15 protein-coding genes and 1 pseudogene are annotated in these 16,328 nt (G+C 72.1%); 8 read left to right on the plus strand and 8 right to left on the minus strand.

All coding sequences use genetic code 11. The annotated features are described in order from the left end of the window. Positions 1–88: 88 nt before the first annotated feature. The 4 genes from AB0N17_RS31345 to AB0N17_RS31360 all read left to right on the plus strand — a co-directional run bounded on the left by AB0N17_RS31345 (position 89) and on the right by AB0N17_RS31360 (position 3,521). Complete coding sequence (locus tag AB0N17_RS31345; RefSeq protein WP_366014948.1) at positions 89–1,258, plus strand: ADP-ribosylglycohydrolase family protein; 1,170 nt, start codon at positions 89–91, stop codon at positions 1,256–1,258. Positions 1,259–1,395: 137 nt separating this feature from the next. Next, entirely contained in the window at positions 1,396–1,701 is a 306-nt protein-coding gene (locus tag AB0N17_RS31350) for a 4a-hydroxytetrahydrobiopterin dehydratase (protein WP_366014949.1), read from the plus strand. A gap of 5 nt (positions 1,702–1,706) precedes the next feature. Further along, positions 1,707–2,474 (plus strand): class I SAM-dependent methyltransferase, encoded by a 768-nt coding sequence (locus AB0N17_RS31355; protein WP_366014950.1) that lies wholly within the window; start codon positions 1,707–1,709, stop codon positions 2,472–2,474. A gap of 123 nt (positions 2,475–2,597) precedes the next feature. Then, on the plus strand, positions 2,598–3,521 hold the full coding sequence (locus AB0N17_RS31360) for a class I SAM-dependent methyltransferase (RefSeq protein ID WP_366014951.1): 924 nt from the start codon (positions 2,598–2,600) through the stop codon (positions 3,519–3,521). Positions 3,522–3,685: 164 nt separating this feature from the next. Here the strand turns inward: AB0N17_RS31360 and AB0N17_RS31365 are convergent, their stop codons facing one another. Next, positions 3,686–4,381: a glycoside hydrolase family 75 protein gene (locus AB0N17_RS31365; RefSeq protein ID WP_366014952.1), complete on the minus strand. Its 696-nt coding sequence runs from the start codon at positions 4,379–4,381 to the stop codon at positions 3,686–3,688. 179 nt (positions 4,382–4,560) lie between these two features. Here AB0N17_RS31365 and AB0N17_RS31370 point away from each other — a divergent pair, with 179 nt between their 5' ends. Continuing rightward, positions 4,561–5,172 (plus strand): hypothetical protein, encoded by a 612-nt coding sequence (locus AB0N17_RS31370; RefSeq protein ID WP_366014953.1) that lies wholly within the window; start codon positions 4,561–4,563, stop codon positions 5,170–5,172. 227 nt (positions 5,173–5,399) lie between these two features. On the opposite strand, the gene AB0N17_RS31375 is transcribed toward AB0N17_RS31370, so the two are convergent. The 3 genes from AB0N17_RS31375 to AB0N17_RS31385 form a co-directional block, all read right to left on the minus strand. Beyond that, entirely contained in the window at positions 5,400–6,236 is an 837-nt protein-coding gene (locus tag AB0N17_RS31375; protein ID WP_366014954.1) for an aldo/keto reductase, read from the minus strand. 130 nt (positions 6,237–6,366) lie between these two features. Beyond that, a complete protein-coding gene (locus tag AB0N17_RS31380; RefSeq protein WP_366014955.1) occupies positions 6,367–8,193 on the minus strand; it encodes an AMP-dependent synthetase/ligase in 1,827 nt (608 codons plus the stop codon). Positions 8,194–8,807: 614 nt separating this feature from the next. Next, entirely contained in the window at positions 8,808–9,677 is an 870-nt protein-coding gene (locus tag AB0N17_RS31385) for a LysR substrate-binding domain-containing protein (RefSeq protein ID WP_366014956.1), read from the minus strand. Between the two features lie 259 nt (positions 9,678–9,936). Here AB0N17_RS31385 and AB0N17_RS31390 point away from each other — a divergent pair, with 259 nt between their 5' ends. Next, complete coding sequence (locus tag AB0N17_RS31390) at positions 9,937–10,953, plus strand: bile acid:sodium symporter family protein (protein ID WP_366014957.1); 1,017 nt, start codon at positions 9,937–9,939, stop codon at positions 10,951–10,953. On the opposite strand, the gene AB0N17_RS31395 is transcribed toward AB0N17_RS31390, so the two are convergent. Beyond that, on the minus strand, positions 10,903–12,885 hold the full coding sequence (locus tag AB0N17_RS31395) for an exo-alpha-sialidase (protein ID WP_366014958.1): 1,983 nt from the start codon (positions 12,883–12,885) through the stop codon (positions 10,903–10,905). The two genes, AB0N17_RS31390 and AB0N17_RS31395, sit on opposite strands and share 51 nt — an antisense overlap. A gap of 115 nt (positions 12,886–13,000) precedes the next feature. Then, positions 13,001–13,918, minus strand: a complete 918-nt coding sequence (locus AB0N17_RS31400) for a zinc-binding dehydrogenase (RefSeq protein ID WP_366014959.1) — start codon at positions 13,916–13,918, stop codon at positions 13,001–13,003. Positions 13,919–14,057: 139 nt separating this feature from the next. On the opposite strand from AB0N17_RS31400, the gene AB0N17_RS31405 reads away from it, so the two are divergent. Both AB0N17_RS31405 and AB0N17_RS31410 read left to right on the plus strand, forming a co-directional pair. Further along, the gene (locus AB0N17_RS31405) at positions 14,058–14,495 is read left to right on the plus strand and encodes a MarR family winged helix-turn-helix transcriptional regulator (RefSeq protein ID WP_366014960.1); all 438 of its coding nucleotides are present in this window, start codon (positions 14,058–14,060) and stop codon (positions 14,493–14,495) included. Positions 14,496–14,514: 19 nt separating this feature from the next. Then, positions 14,515–15,039, plus strand: a complete 525-nt coding sequence (locus AB0N17_RS31410; RefSeq protein ID WP_366014961.1) for an isochorismatase family protein — start codon at positions 14,515–14,517, stop codon at positions 15,037–15,039. Between the two features lie 69 nt (positions 15,040–15,108). Here the strand turns inward: AB0N17_RS31410 and fdhD are convergent, their stop codons facing one another. Beyond that, complete coding sequence (gene fdhD, locus AB0N17_RS31415; protein ID WP_366014962.1) at positions 15,109–15,957, minus strand: formate dehydrogenase accessory sulfurtransferase FdhD; 849 nt, start codon at positions 15,955–15,957, stop codon at positions 15,109–15,111. Positions 15,958–15,964: 7 nt separating this feature from the next. After that, positions 15,965–16,110 (minus strand): annotated as a pseudogene (locus tag AB0N17_RS31420) (Fe-S-binding domain-containing protein); the annotation flags it as partial. Positions 16,111–16,328: the final 218 nt, after the last annotated feature.

The following is a 16,328-nucleotide window of genomic DNA, read 5'->3' on the forward strand; positions in this document are numbered from 1 at the left end:
GAGGGCGAACCGGCTTTCCCTGCCCTGCTCCGCAGGAGCTTCGTTTCCTCCCCCGGCTGAAGCCGGGGGTATCCACGAAGGAATCCCGATGAACGAGCAGTGGCGGAAGCCCTCCTGGGAGGCCGCGGTCGCGTACCGGGCCAGAGTCCGCGGCTGCCTGCTCGGCGGCGCGCTCGGTGACGCCCTCGGCTATCCCGTGGAGTTCTCCTCCCTGGACCGGATCCGCGCCTCCCACGGCGCGCGCGGGGTGACCGGTCTCGTGCCCGGCGCCCACGGCGCGGTCGGCCTGGTCAGCGACGACACCCAGATGACCCTGTTCACCGCCGAGGCCCTGATCCAGGCACGCGCACGGACAGGTGAACAGGGCAGCGCGGACGGCTGGCCCCTGCTGCTGCGCCGGGCGTACGAGCGCTGGCTGGAGACCCAGTCGAAGCCGGGCCCGCAGCAGCCGCCCCCGCAGCACTCGGTGCCACAGCATCCGGTGTCGCAGCATCCGGTGCCGCAGCATCCGGATCCGCAGCATCCCGTTCCCCCGCAGGCCGGAACCGCCGCGCCCGGCGGGCTGGTCACCGAGCCCTGGCTGTACGCCCGCCGGGCCCCGGGCAACGCCTGCCTGTCCGGCGTCGCCCGGATGTACCACCCGGACCCCGCGCTTCCGCTCGACGGCCGGCCGGGCGAGGTCAACCCCGACTCCAAGGGCTGCGGCGCGGTCATGCGCTCGGCCCCCTTCGGCCTGGTCCACCCCGCCGAGACCGCCTTCGCCATGGCCGCCCGCGGCGCGCAGATCACCCACGGCCACCCCACCGGCTACTACGCGGCCGGGGCGTTCGCCGCGATCGTGGCGCACCTGGTCGCCGGGGACTCCCTGGAAGGCGCGGTGCTGCGCACCCTGCGGCTGCTGGCGCGTCATCCCGGCCATGAAGAGACCAGCGCCGCGCTGCGCGAGGCCCTGGACCTCGCGGCCGAGGGCGTGCCGACCGCCGAGAAGGCCGAGACCCTCGGCGCCGGCTGGGTCGCCGAGGAGGCCCTCGCCATCGGTGTCTACGGCGCGCTCGCCGAACCGCGCGTCGAGCAGGCGCTGCTGCTGTCCGTCAACCACTCGGGCGACAGCGACTCCACCGGTTCGATCTGCGGCAATCTGCTCGGCGCCGTACACGGTGACGTCGGGCTGCCGCACTCCTGGGTGGCACACGTGGAGGGCCGGGCCCGGATCGCCGCCCTCGCCGACGACCTCGCCGCGGAGTACGCACGCGCGTGACGTGGCAGGCTGAAGCTGAAGCTGTATTCGACGTTCCGGGAACCCGCGTCCGGCGACCCACCTCCGCACGACCCATCCCCACATGACCCACCTCCGCACGACCAACACCTTTCCGCCTTCCTGAAGGGAGACCGGCCATGGCCGCCGAACCGCTGTCGCAGAAGGAGATCGAGGACCGGCTGGCCGAACTGCCCGGCTGGTCGGCGGACGGAGACCGGCTCACCCGCTCCTACCGGCTCGGCTCGCACTTCGCTGCCGCGGCGCTGGTCATGCACATCGCCGGCATCCAGGACGAGCTGAACCACCACTCCGACCTGACCCTCGGCTACAACACCGTCCAGCTCAGCGTGAACACGCACAGCGCGGGCGGCGTCGTCACGGAGAACGACTTCTCCCTCGCCCGTAGGGTGGAGGACATCGCCGCAGGTCACGGCGCACACTGAGAGGCGTGCTCGACTACGACGACGAAGCTGACGCCTACGACGCCTCGCGGGGCGGCGAAGCCCGGGCCGCAGCGGCCACCGAGGCGGTCCTCGGCCTGATACCGCAGCGCCCGGGCCGACTTCTCGACGTCGCCTGCGGCACCGGCATCGTCACGCGCCGGCTCGCCGCCGGCCGCCCCGGGCTGCGGGTGACGGGCGCGGACCTCACCCCCGCCATGGTCCGCATGGCGGGGGCCCGCCTGCCGGGCGCGGTCGTCCGCGCCGACAGCCGCCGCCTGCCGTTCCGCAGCGGCAGCTTCGACGCGGTCACCAGCATCTGGCTGCTGCACCTGCTGGACGACCCCGCGGACGTCCGGGCGGTCGTCGCCGAGTGCGCCCGAGTCCTGCGGCCCGGCGGGGTGTACGTCACCACCGTCGACAAGGCCGCCGCGCACGACGCCGGCAGCGACATCGACGCCGTCCTCGCCGCCCGCCCGCGCCGCCCCGCCCCGGACGCCGCCGGCACGGTCACCGCGCACGCCGTAGGGGTCGGGCTCCGGCCCGCCGGCCACACCTCGTTCCGGGGCGTCGGCCAGGGCCGCAGCCCCCGCACCACCATCGCGGACCTGCGCCGCGGCTGGTTCACCCAACTGCCGCCGGGCGAGCCGCGCACGGAGGAGTTCGCCGCACACCTCTCCCGGCTCCCGGACCAGGACCGCCCCCGCCCGGACCCGGTGTTCGCGATCCGCGCGTTCCGCAGACCGGCGACGGGCGAGGGGGACGGCACGGCGTAGGCGGTCTCCGCCGTGGCGGCCGTGACCCGCGGCCCTCTGCCTTTTTGCGATACCGGCAACGGGAATTGCCCGCTGCGCGCCCGTCGCCGCAAGCTGACCGCATCCGAGCGAGAGGCAGACGCGATGGCATCCGACCACCACACCCCCGACCCGCAGCACGGGCACGGCCACCCCCACGGCCACCGGCACGGCCACGACCGCGGTGACGACTTCGACTGGGCCGCCATGGCGGAGATGCTGGAGGCGGAGGCGGAGCTGTTCACCCCGGCGTACGCGCGGGCGCTGTCCTGGCTGCGCACGGACATCACCGAGCCCGGGCTCGTCGTCGACGCGGGCAGCGGGCCCGGGGTGATCTCCTGCCTGATCGCGGAGACCTTCCCCGGCGCCCGGGTGGTCGCCGTCGACGGCTCCGAGCCGCTGCTCGAACGTGCCCGTGCCCGGGCCGCCCGCCAGGGCTTCGCCGACCGCCTCGACACCCTCGCCGGTGAACTCCCCGAGGCACTGGACAAGGTGGACTGTCCGGCGGACCTGCTGTGGGCCAGCCGCAGCCTGCACCACCTCGGCGACCAGAAAGCCGCCCTCGCCGCGTTCGGCGCCCGGCTCGCGCCCGGCGGCACCCTGGCCATCCTGGAGGGCGGCCTGCCGTCCCGCTGTCTGCCCCGCGACATCGGCTTCGGCCGCCCCGGCCTGCAGGCCCGCCTCGACGCGGCCCAGGAGGAGCGGTTCGCCCGGATGCGCGCCGAACTGCCCGACGCCGTCGCCGAGACGGAGGACTGGCCGGCCCTGCTGGCCGCGGCGGGCCTGAAGCACACGGGCAGCCGCAGCTTCCTGCTCGACGTGCCCGCGCCCCTCCCGGACCGGGCCCGCGCCTTCGTCGTCGGCGCCCTGACCCGGGCCCGCGACGTCCACGCCGACGCCCTGGACGCCGAGGACCGCGCCACCCTCGACCGGCTCCTCGACCCCGCCGACCCGCACAGCCTCCACCGGCGCCCCGACGTCTTCGTCCTGGCCGCCCACACGGTGCACCGGGCGGTACGACCGGTGTGACCCGGACGGGGCGGCACGGGCCGGGAGAGCGGGACGGGGCCGGGGGCGGGCGGGGCCGGTGACGGGTGGGGCTCGGTACGGCTCCCGGTTCCGGGCCGGGGCCCTCGGCGTCAGCGCCGTGGTCGTACGACCGATCGGTCAGCCCAACCGACCTACAGCGTCGCTCAGTTGTTCGCCAGGAACTGCTGGGCCAGTTGGTTCCCGAGGGAGACCGCGGCGCTGTGACTCTCGATCGGGGAGACCTTGGAGTTCTTGAACAGGATGTAGGTCACGCCCGAGTCGGCGCCGCCGGTGGCCGGATCGGGGTCGATGCCGAGCGCCTTGGCGGTGGCGTACGACGCCTCGCCGATGATCTTCGTGGGGCCGGTGTCGCCGACGACGGCGTACTCCACCTTGTTGTTGTAGATGACGGCGACCACGCCGCCGCCCTTGATGCCGGCACCCGAGTAGTTCCAGATGCTGCTGGAGCTGGGGACCACGACGTAGGGCAGTGACTCGGCCTTCAGCGGCTTGCCGTCGGACTGGTGGAAGGCGGTGTCGTCCTGGTACCAGGGGTCGCGGTCCTCGTTGCAGTTGGTGGTGCGCTGGCCGTCGCAGTCGATGTCCATGTCGGCCTTCCAGAAGACCGCGCCGTTCTTGCCGCACACGGGGACCGTGGCCGAGGTCTCGTCGTCGGTCTTGTACTTGCCGTTGGAGATCTGCGAACAGGACGTCACCTTGGCGAGCAGGTCGGCCGCGCTGACCGTGCCCTCCTGGGCGGACCTGGGGGACGGGGTGGCGGAAGCGTGCGCGGGCAGGAGTCCGGCGCCGAGCAGGGCGGCCCCGGAGGCCGCGGCGAGGGTCAGTGTTCGAAGGCGCACTGTGGGGGACCCTTCTGTTAGGAAACTTTCCTTACCGGGTGCCGTACAAGGTGGCGCTGTTTGCATGTCCCCGTCAACCCTCCGGTGGTGAACTCCTGAATCCGGCGCGGATTGCGGTGATTTGCGTCCGCGGCAAGACTGTAAGAAGCGGATATTGCGGATATCCGGAGGCGAGGCGCATGTTCGTACGTGCGGTGTACGCGACCGGTGATCCGGCGCTCCTGAGTACGGCCGTCCGGGCGCTGAACACCGAGGGGCACGATCTGCTCGAGGAACGGCCCGGCTACCGGGGCGCGGGCGTCTTCGTCGACCGCGAACTCGGCAAGCTGCTCACGGTGAGCTGGTGGGAGTCGGAGGAGGCGCGGCACAACAGCGACGAGGTGATGCGCGAGCGGCGGCCGGCACTGCTGCAGCCCTTCGCGGGCACCACCGCGGTCGAGAACTACGAAGCCGCCGTCTTCCATCCCGGGCACCGTCCCGTCACCGGTGGGGGACTGCGGGTCACCAGGCTCGAGTTCGTGCCGGCGGACGCGGACCTGGCCGTCGAGACGTTCCACGCCGGCGTGCTGCCCCGGCTGGAGTTGCTGCCCGGATTCGCCGGGACGGCCCTGTTCCTGGACCGTGAGCGCGGCCGCGGCATGACCGGTGTCCTGTTCACCGACCCCCGTTCACTCGCCGCGTCCCGGTCGGGGCAGGCGACGGTTCGCCGCGAGGGCGCGGCCAAGGCGCACGTGACGGTGATCGGCCTGGAGGAGTTCGAGGTCCTGCACGCCGATGTACGGGCCGACTGACGGCCTCCCGCTCCGGGCTCCGGGCTTCCGCCTTCTCTTCCGGCTGAGTGCGGTGCAGTGCGGGTGCCGGTCGAGGAGTTCCGCCCCTGCGGGGCAGCCGGGCCGCACGCCGTACGGCCGTCCGCCCCGCCGCTCGGGCGGGAGGACGGCCGTACGGCGTGATGCGGGCCGGGCCAGGTGCCGCCGGCCGAGGGGCCGGACCGGTGTCAGCCCATGTCGGACCGGTGTCAGCCCATGTCGAAGGTGGCCGGGTCGGGGCCCAGGCGCCGGTCCTCGTTGAGCGCGCTGATCGCGGCCAGGTCCTCGTCGTCCAGACTGAAGTCGAACACCGCGATGTTCTCCTTGATCCGGGACGGGGTCACTGACTTCGGGATCACGATGTTGCCGAGCTGGAGGTGCCAGCGCAGCACGACCTGGGCCGGGGTGCGATTGTGCTTCTGCGCGATCGCGACGATCGCCGGCACCTCCAGCAGGCCCTTGCCCTGGCCGAGCGGCGACCAGGCCTCTGTCGCGATGCCCTGCTCCGCGTGCAGCTCGCGGGTGGCGTGCTGCTGCAGGTGCGGGTGCAGCTCGATCTGGTTGACCGCCGGGACGACCGAGGTCTCGGAGATCAGCCGCTGCAGGTGCTCGGGGAGGAAGTTGGAGACGCCGATGGCGCGGACGCGGCCGTCGGCGTGCAGCTTCTCGAACGCCCGGTAGGTGTCCACGTACCGGTCCCGGGAGGGGAGCGGCCAGTGGATCAGGTACAGGTCGACGTAGTCGAGCCGCAGCTTCTGGAGGGACGCGTCGAAGGCGCGCAGCGTGGCGTCGTACCCCTGGTCGCTGTTCCAGAGCTTGGTGGTGACGAAGATGTCCTCGCGGGGCAGGCCGGAGGCCGCGACGGCCTTGCCGGTGCCCTCTTCGTTGCCGTAGATCGCCGCTGTGTCGATGCTGCGGTACCCGGCCTCCAGTGCCGTGGCGACGGCCTGCTCGGCCTCGTCGTCCGGTACCTGCCAGACGCCGTAGCCCAGCTGGGGCATCTCGACGCCGTTGTTGAGGATGATCGGGGGGACCTTGCTGCTCACGAGCTTCTTGATCCTTCGGTTGTGGACAGGTGGTACTCCCATCGTCAACGATCACGCGCCGCCGTGCATTCCTGACCGCGCGATCCGAGCCGCCCGACCGGTGGCGGCCGACCGGTGAGCCGGTCGCGCGTCAGCTCCGGTAGAGGGCGTCGACCTCGTTGCCGTAGGCCTTTTCGATCGCCTTCCGTTTCAGCTTCAACGACGGGGTCAGCAGGCCGTGCTCCTCGGTGAAGGGCTGCGCGAGGATGCGGAAGGTGCGGATCGACTCGGCCTGGGAGACGAGGGTGTTGGCGGCCACCACCGCGCGCCGCACCTCCGTCTCCAGGTCGGGGTCGCGCACCAGCTGGGCCGGGGTCATCCTCGGCTTGCCGCGCATCTGCAGCCAGTGCTCGACGGCCTCCGTGTCGAGGGTGACCAGGGCGGCGATGTAGGGGCGGTCGTTGCCGACGACGATGCATTGGTTGACCAGCGGGTGCTCACGCACCCGCTCCTCCAGCACGCCGGGGGAGACGCTCTTGCCGCCGGAGGTCACCAGGATCTCCTTCTTGCGGCCGGTGATGGTCAGATAGCCGTCCGCGTCCAGCACGCCGAGGTCGCCGGTGGCCAGCCAGCCCTCGTGCAGGGTCTCGTCGGTGGCCTTCGGGTTGTTGAGATAGCCCTGGAAGACGTTCCCGCCGTGCAGCCAGATCTCCCCGTCGTCCGCGATGTGCACGGTGACGCCCGGGATGGCCTGGCCGACGGTGCCGTAGCGGGTGCGCTCGGGCGGGTTGGCGGTCGCCGCGGCCGTCGACTCGGTCAGGCCGTACCCCTCGTAGATCTGCACGCCCGCACCGGCGAAGAACAGCCCCAGCCGGCGGTCCATCCCCGAACCACCGGACATCGCATTCCGTATACGACCGCCCATCGCGGCGCGGACTTTCGTATACACGAGCTTGTCGAAGAGCTGGTGCTGCATGCGCAGCCCCGCCGACGGGCCCGGCCCGATGCCCCAGGCCTTCGCCTCCACGGCCTCCGCGTACTTCACCGCGATGTCGACCGCCTTCTCGAACGGCCCGGACTTGCCCTCCTTCTCCGCCTTCCGGCGCGCGGCATTGAACACCTTCTCGAAGATGTACGGCACCGCCAGGATGAACGTCGGCCTGAACGCGGCCAGGTCGGGCAGCAGCGCGGCGGCGTGCAGCTGGGGCTGGTGCCCGAAGCGCACCCGGCCGCGGATCGCGGCGACCTCCACCATCCGCCCGAAGACATGCGCCAGCGGCAGGAACAGCAGCGTGGACGCCTCGTCGTCCTTCTTGGTGTGGAACACCGGCTGCCACCGCTGGATCATCGTGTCCGCCTCGTACATGAAGTTCGCGTGCGAGAGGACACAGCCCTTGGGGCGGCCCGTGGTGCCCGAGGTGTAGATGATCGTGGCGACCGAGTCCGGGGTGACGGCCTGCCGGTGCCGGTGCACCACCTCGTCGTCCAGGTGCGCCCCGGCGTCGTACAGCTCCTGGACGCAGCCCGCGTCCAGCTGCCACAGCCGGCGCAGCTGCGGCAGCCGGTCGATGACCGTGGCGATGGTCATCGCGTGGTCCTCGTGCTCCACGACGGCCGCCGTCACCTCGGCGTCGTACAGCATCCAGAAGCACTGCTCCGCCGAGGACGTGGGGTAGACGGGCACCACCTGGGCGCCGATCGTCCACAGCGCGAAGTCGAAGAGCGTCCACTCGTAACGGGTGCGGGACATGATGGCGACGCGGTCGCCGAAGCGGACGCCCTGGGCGAGCAGGCCCTTGGCGAGGGCCGTCACCTCGTCGCGGAACTCGGCGGCCGTCACGTCCCGCCACTGCCCGGACGCGTCCTTGCGGCCGAGTGCGACGTGTGTGGGGTCCGCCCGGGCATGCTCGAAGACGGAGTCGGCCAGACCGCCCACCGGCGGCCCCGACGCCAACGGCGGGTTGGTGAACTCGCGCAAACCTCGCTCCCGGATCCTCGCTGCATGGTCACGCCCGTGATGCTCGGCACAGCGCGGTGAAAGCTACCCCACGCCGTCTCCGGGCGGGAGGGGGTAGGAAACCGAGCAAACCTCACGTTTCTCGCGGACCGTGACCGGAAAATGCCCGCACATGGGGAAGGGCCGGACACAATACTGACGGGTCAGTAAGTTTCGGGGCCGTAATCTCCACCGAATCTGTACGGGCCGATTACCGCCCGAGACCCCTCGGCCACGCACCGGAAGGCCCGCGCGGACCGGCCCTTAGGGCCCCGCCCCCGCCCCCGGACACGCGCCTTGACGGCGGACCGCTCGGCCGGGGGCGGCACGACTTCCTCCTGCACCGGTCGTGCACCGGCCCTGCACCGGCCGGAGGGCCTCGTCCGGCGTGACCCGGCCGATGCGCACGAGGACCTCGCTCGGGGCGGCCGTGCCCGTCACGGCCGTGACCGCCCCGGCCGTGCCCGTGCTTGTGCCCGTGCCCGTGCCCGTGCGGGGCTGGGGAGCGGGGAGCGCGGAGACCATCCCGCTCCCGTGACGGCGGACCGCACGGCCGGTCCGACCGGTGCCCTGCCGACGGCCGGACCGGGCGTCCTTCAGCCGCCCCGTCGCTGCAGCCGCTCCCCGCCCGCCAGGATCGCCGCCGCCAGCGCGTTCGCGGCGCCCTCCGCCGCGCCGCGGCGGCGGCCGTGGACGAGGACGAAGTCGACCTTGCCCAGTTCGGGCAGGCCGGAACGGTCCGGGAGACGGAACAGGCCGGGCGGGATCAGCCGGCGCGCGTGGGCCATCACGCCGAGCCCCGCGCGAGCCGCCGCGATCAGGCCGTTGAGGCTGCCGCTCGTGCACACGATCCGCCAGTCACGGCCCTCGCTCTCCAGCGCCTCCAGGGCGCGCGCCCGGGTGATGCCCGGCGGCGGATACACGATCAGCGGCACGGGCCGGTCGGCGTCCAGGCGCAGCCGTTCCGCACCGATCCACACCAGGTCGTCGCGCCAGACCAGCGCGCCACGCGGATCCTCCGGGCGCCGCTTCGCGAGCACCAGGTCGAGCTTTCCGGCGGCCAGCTGCTCGTGCAGGGTGCCGGACAGCTCCACCGTCAGCTCCAGATCGACCTCCGGATGGTCGTAGCGGAAGCCCTCCAGGATCTCCGGCAGCCGGGTGAGGACGAAGTCCTCCGAGGCGCCGAAGCGCAGCCGTCCCCGCACGCGCGTGCCGGTGAAGAAGGCCGTCGCCTGCTCGTGCACCTCCAGGATCCGGCGGGCGAAGCCCAGCATCGCCTCGCCGTCCTCGGTCAGCTCCACCGAGTGGGTGTCCCGCGAGAAGAGCTGCCGGCCGGCCGCGTCCTCCAGCCGGCGCACGTGCTGGCTCACCGTGGACTGGCGCAGGCCGAGCCGCCGGGCCGCCTGCGTGAAGCTGAGCGTCTGGGCCACCGCGAGGAAGGTGCGCAAGTGCGTCGGGTCGTACACGGCTGCCAGCCTAGCGCCGGTCATCGTAGAACGTGATGACAGTCAGAGTGGTATGCGGGATTCCCGATCGGCGGGTGGTGGAGGACGATGGACAGGGGCCCTGCGGGCCTGGTGAGCGAGGCCGCACGGCCCTCGCAGAGCCCCCGGAGAACCACCTGCGGACGCGGAAGCCCCGCACGCACCCCACTACCCACAGACACCCGCACAGACCCCGCACAGCAAACGGAGCACCGTGAAACGCCTGCGCTGGCCGAGTTGGATGCCGATCGACCCGTACATCGTCCTGCTGCTCGGGACGGTGGGCCTCGCGGCACTCCTCCCGGCCCAGGGCGCCGCCGCCGACGTCGCCTCGGGCGCCTCCACGGCCGCGATCGCCTTCCTCTTCTTCCTCTACGGCGCTCGTCTCTCCACCCGGGAGGCGTTGGACGGCCTGCGCCACTGGCGGCTCCACGTCACCGTGCTGGCCTGCACCTTCGTGCTGTTCCCGGTGTTCGGGCTGGCCGCCCGCGGGCTGGTGCCGGTGCTGCTGACCCAGCCGCTCTACCAAGGCCTGCTGTTCCTGACGCTGGTGCCGTCGACGATCCAGTCGTCCATCGCCTTCACCTCGATCGCCCGCGGAAACGTGCCTGCGGCGATCTGTGCGGGCTCCTTCTCCTCCCTGGTCGGCATCGTCGTCACCCCGCTGCTCGCGGCCGGGCTGCTCGGCGGCAGCGGGGGCGGATTCTCCGCCGACTCCCTGGTCAAGATCGTGCTCCAGCTGCTCGTGCCCTTCCTCGCCGGTCAGGTACTGCGCCGCTGGATCGGCGGCTTCGTCGCCCGGCACAAGAAAGTGCTCGGACTGGTCGACCGCGGCTCGATCCTGCTGGTCGTCTACACCGCCTTCAGCGAGGGCATGAACCAGGGCATCTGGCACCAGGTCAGCCCCGTACGGCTCGCCGGGCTGCTCGCCGTCGAGGCCGTCCTGCTCGCCGTGATGCTCCTGCTGACCTGGTACGGCGGCAAGGGGCTCGGCTTCAACCGGGAGGACCGGATCGCCATCCAGTTCGCCGGGTCGAAGAAGTCCCTCGCCTCCGGGCTGCCCATGGCGAGCGTCCTGTTCGGCGCCCACGCCTCCCTCGCCGTGCTGCCGCTGATGCTCTTCCACCAGATGCAGCTGATGGTCTGCGCGGTCATCGCCAAGCGCCGCTCCCACGATCTCGAGGAGACCGCCGGCAGCGCCGGGGAGTCAGCCGCTCACCCGGTCCAGGGGCAGCCACACAACCGTGTCCTTCGGTGACCGCAGCGCCTTCGGGTCCGCCAGCTCCGCGTCGCTCAGTGCCCGGTCCCACACGTGCACCTCGTCGAGGGCGCCGGTGAAGAAGGCACGGCTGTCCATGCGCTGACCGACGTGGACCCCGAAGGGGGAGTTGCGGCTGACGGAGCCCGGCACATCGGCGACGGACGACTGCATACCGTCGACGGTCAACGACAGCCGGCCGTCACCACGGCGCAGGACCAGGTGGTGCCACTGGCCGTCGTTGTATGCGGTATCCGTACGAACGTATGCGGTCTGCGGGGCCGCCGCACCGTTGCGTACGGTGATCAGCCCCTGTATCCGGTTGTTCGCCGGCTCGCCACGCACCCACACCTGCGGCTGGCTGGTACCGATCCCGCCCATCCACAGCAGCGGCTGCTCCCCGGTCGTGGCGCTGTACCGGAACCAGAGGGACGCCGTGAAGTCCTTCGTGCCGAGGGGCAGCTCGTCGCGGTACGGCAGGCGTACGGCGTCGTCGGTGCCGTCGAACTCCAGCGCCCCGCCGAAGACGCCGTCCGTCTCCTGTGCGTCGCCCAGCACCGCGGCCGGGCGGGCGTGCGGGGCCAGGTCCGCGGTGACCGGATCGGGGCCGCGGCGCGGGGCGAGCCAGTCCTCGGTGAAGCGGGCGAACCGGATCTCGTCGCGCGCGTCCACCGCGCCGCCCTCGTACATCAGGCCGATCGTGTCCCCGTCGGCGCGCACCAGGTCGGAATAGCCGGACCAGTCCGTGGTGACGACCGTGCCCCGGTCCACGCTGTCCCAGGTGCGGCCCCCGTCGTAGGAGGAGCGGATCATCATCGTGCGCCGCCGGTCGGGGTCGCCGGGGCAGGCGAGCAGGATGCGGTCGCCGAGGCGCAGCATCGAGCCCTGCACCATCGGGGCGTACAGGCCGGGCAGGTCGTGGAAGGGCGCGGTGAAGCTGCTGCCGCCGTCGCGGCTGACGGCCTGGGTGCGGTGGCCGAGGTCGGTGCCGTCCTGCTCCCGGCCGCTGACCAGGACCGAACCGTCGGTCCGCTCGGCGAGGGTGAGTTCGGAGGGCTTCTGGCGGAAGGTGCCGTCGGCGGCGATGGGCCAGGTGTCGGTGGCGCCGATCCGCCAGTGGCCGCCGTGGTCGTCGCTCACGATGAGCGCCGCGTGGTTGGCGGTGACCCGACTGCCGTCCCACTTCTCGGTGTTGACGCCGAAGACCAGCCGCCCCGCGTACCGGCCACGGGTGAGCTGGATACCGTGCACCGGCCCGGTCGCGTACCAGGAGTTCCAGTCGGCGGGCAGGATCTCCGGGCTCAGGTCGCGCGGCTCGGACCAGGTCGTACCGTCGTCGTCGCTGTACTGCAGATGCGGGGTGCGGTCGCAGGGGACCGAGCAACTGGCGCTGTCGGTGCGGCCCGTGTTGTACGTCTCGGCCAGCCAGATCCGGCCGGTGACGCGGTCCACGATCGGTGCCGGGTTGCCGTGCGTGTCGCCGTCGCCCTCGTTGACCACCTGCAACGGGCCCCAGGTGCGGCCGCCGTCGGTGGAGCGCTTGAGCACGATGTCGATGTCGGCGGCGTCCCCGCAGTTGAGGACCCGGCCCTCGGCGAACGCCAGCAGTGTGCCGTCGGTCGTGCGTACGACGGCTGGGATGCGGAAGCAGGCGTAGCCGGGGTCCTGGGAGGCCTTGAAGAGGACCTGCTGCTCGAACTCGGCGGAGCCCGCCGCCGATGGGTCGTGCGTCGACCGGGCGGGTGCCGATCGAGTCGGCGCCGGAGGGGCCTGCACCGGCTGGGCGTGCACCGGCTGGGCGTGCACCGGCTGGGCGTGCACCGGCTGGGCGTGCGCTGGATGGGCGGGGACGAACGGGGCGAGCAGCGCGGCCCCGAGGAGGGCGGCGGCGGTGCGTGCGGATCTGAGACGGGCGCGAAGACCTGACGGCACGGTGCGACCTGCCCTTCGTCGGCCGGACATCTGGACATCCGGACATCCCACGTCCAACGTGCGCTCCATCGAAGGTAGTTGGACCACCGGCGCCTCACAAGGACCGTGCAGGCACTTACGGGCGCAGGACGACCTTGCCGAGGTTGGCGCGCGTCTCGATCACCGCGTGCGCCTGCGCCGCCTCCTCCAGGGCGAACTCCCCGTGCACGGCGGGCTTCACGGCACCCTCGGCGAACAGCCGCCACAGCTCCTGCCGCCACTGCTCGTACAGCTCCGGCCGGCCGCGGGCGATGAGCGCCATCTGGAAACCGATCACCGACTTGGCGCCGACCAGCAGGTCGTACGCCTGGATCGTGCCGCCGCCCGAGCTGTAGGCGACGAGCCGGCCGTGGGGGGCGAGGGCGGCGAGGGCGGGGGTGAGCAGATCACCGCCGACGGCATCCAGTACACAGTCGACGGGATCTCCCCAGCTGTCGTCGCCATACTGTATGCAGTCGTCCGCGCCCAGAGAGCGGACGAAATCCGCCTTCGCCGGATCCGACACCGCCCCGATCACCCGCCGCGCACCCCGCGCCCGCGCCAGCTGCACCGCGAGATGCCCGACACCGCTGGCCGCCGCCGTGACCAGCACGGACTCGCCCGGCGCGAGCCGGGCCGCCTCCAGCGCGCCGTACGCGACCAGCCCGCTGCGCACCAGCGCGACCGCGTCGAGGGCATCGGCGCCCTCGGGTACGGGGGAGGTCATGGCCTCGTTCAGTACGGCGAAGTCGGCGTATCCGTGCCCGAAGCACATCCCGGTCACCAGGTCGCCGGCCCGGAACCGGCTCACCCCCTCGCCCACCGCGACCACCTCCCCCGCGAGTTCACCGCCCAGCGCGATCGGCTCGGCGGCCTCGGTGACCTTGCGGACCACGGGCAGGGTGACCCCGGCCGCGGCACAGCGCACCAGCAGCTCGCCCGGGCCGGGCTCGGGGACCGGTGCCTCTTCCATGAACAGCGGCCCGCCGGTGGACTCGTACCGGACACGACGCATCGCAACCTCCTGACCGGGGACCATGCCCCGGGAGCCAGTCATGGGGAATCCCGACGAATTCGTCGGCCAATTCGTTGGGAGTCCCAACGATAGAAGATGATCGTGGGGAAGTCCAATGGTTCTCGGCTAGGCTGCCGTCATGGCCGAAGCACCCCTGCCCGCGATCCGCACCCTGCCCAGCTGGCTCCTCGGCCGGGCCGCCGCACGAGGCCGCGCCCTGGTCGCCGACGCTCTCGCCGTCGAAGGGCTGAAGATGTGGCACCACGTGGTGCTCTCCGCCGTCCGCGACCTCGCCCCCGTCGCCCAGGCCGACCTCGGCCGCAGCGTGAGCCTCGACCCCAAGGACGTGGTCGGCATCCTCAACGACCTGCAGGCCGCGGGCCTCGTCGTCCGCGCCCCCGACCCCCGCGACCGGCGCAAGAACGCGGTCTCCCTCACCGGCGACGGCACCCGCCTCCTTGCCCGCTGCGAGACGGCGGCCCGTGCGGCCAACGACGAACTGCTCGCCCCCCTCACGAACGCCGAACGCGACCAATTCATGGCCCTGTTGATCCGGATTTCCGGCACGGACGGCTGACGGCGGTTAACGTTCCGTCATGACCGCAGCTCCCGTGCTCGATCCGCAGCACACCGCCCTGATCCTCGTCGACCTGATGGAACGCATCGTCGCGCTGCCACTGGAACCCCGCGACGGAACCGAAGTCCTGGCGGCCGCCGAGGAATTGGCGTCCGTCTTCCGCGCCGCCGGGGCACCGGTCGTGCTCGTGCGGGTCGAGCGGCCCTCGGTCGCCGAACAGCCGCCCGGCAGCGGACTCGTGCCGGGGCTGCTCCACGGCGGGGACCTCGAGGTCGTCAAGCGCACCATCGGCGGCTTCCACGGCACCGGGCTGGACGCGCACCTGCGCGAACGCGGCGTCACCACCCTGGTGTTCGGCGGCATCGCCACCAACCTCGGAGTGGAGTCCACCGCCCGCGCCGCCGCCGACCTCGGCTACGACCTGGTCTTCGCCGAGGACGCCATGGCCGCGCTCACCGCGGCCGAGCACGAGGCGTCCGTCCGGCTGGACTTCCCCCGGCTCGGAACGGTGCTGGCGGCGAAAGAGGTGCGGTTCGCGAGCTGACGCGGGGCCCCGCCGCGCAGGGGGCGCTCCCGCCGGCCGGGACCCCGCCGCCGCGCCGCGGGGGAGCGGTCAGCCCTCGGCGACCGCCTCCCGCAGGGCGATACGGTCCTCGCCCGCGTACACGTTCATCGACCCGCCCCGCAGGAAACCCACCAGCGTCAGACCGGTCTCCGCCGCCAGGTCCACGGCCAGCGACGACGGCGCCGACACCGCCGCCAGCACCGGTATCCCGGCCATCACCGCCTTCTGCGCCAGCTCGAACGAGGCGCGGCCGGAGACGAGCAGGATCGCCCGCGACAGCGGCAGGCCGTCGCTCTGCAGCGCCCGGCCGACCAGCTTGTCCACCGCGTTGTGCCGGCCCACGTCCTCCCGTATGTCCACCAGCTCCCCGTCCTCGGTGAACAGGGCCGCCGCATGCAGGCCCCCGGTCCGGTCGAACACCCGCTGGGCCGCCCGCAGCCGGTCCGGAAGGCTCGCCAGCAGCTCGGGCGTGACCCGGAGAGCGGGCGTGTCGGCGATCGGCCAGCGCGTGGTGGTACGGACGGCGTCCAGGCTGGCCTTTCCGCACAGCCCGCACGAGGAGGACGTGTAGACGTTCCGCTCCAGGGTGAAGTCCGGCAGGCTGACGTCCGGCGCGGTCTTCACGTCGACCACGTTGTAGGTGTTGGAACCGTCTACGGTCGCCCCCGCACAGTAGACAATATTCTGCAGATCGGATGCGGTGGCCAGGACACCCTCACTCACCAGGAACCCCGCCGCCAGCGCGAAGTCGTCCCCCGGTGTGCGCATGGTGATCGCGAGAGGCTTGCCGTTCAGCCGGATCTCGAGGGGTTCCTCGGCGACGAGCGTGTCCGGCCGGGTGGAGACCGCCCCGTCCCGGATGCGCAGGACCTTACGGCGTTCCGTGACTCGTCCCATGTTCTGATCAGCCCCGGTTCTGTACGTGCTGGTAGCCGAAACGGCCCTTGATGCAGAGATTGCCGTGTGGTCACCGGTTTGTCGTGCGGCGAGGTGACCGACCTTCACGATCTCATTGTCCTGCACATGGAGCGTGAGGCTGCAGCCCACTCCGCGGCACGCGCCCACCCGGTTCTGCTCCGTTCGGTTGGAGGGACACCGGGGAGGTGGGGGAGGGGCCGGTGCGACTGGCGAGACGGTCGGCTGAATCCCGTCGACGAAATATTGTCTGCAGTATGCAGTCGACCCTCAAGGGGTCCGAACCGAACCACGCTCCCCGTATCTGACCGGAGCCGACAATCCCGGCACCCGATTCCTGTGGCATCGCCTGC

This window comes from Streptomyces sp. NPDC051133 (genome assembly GCF_040682635.1).
GTDB lineage: Bacteria > Actinomycetota > Actinomycetes > Streptomycetales > Streptomycetaceae > Streptomyces.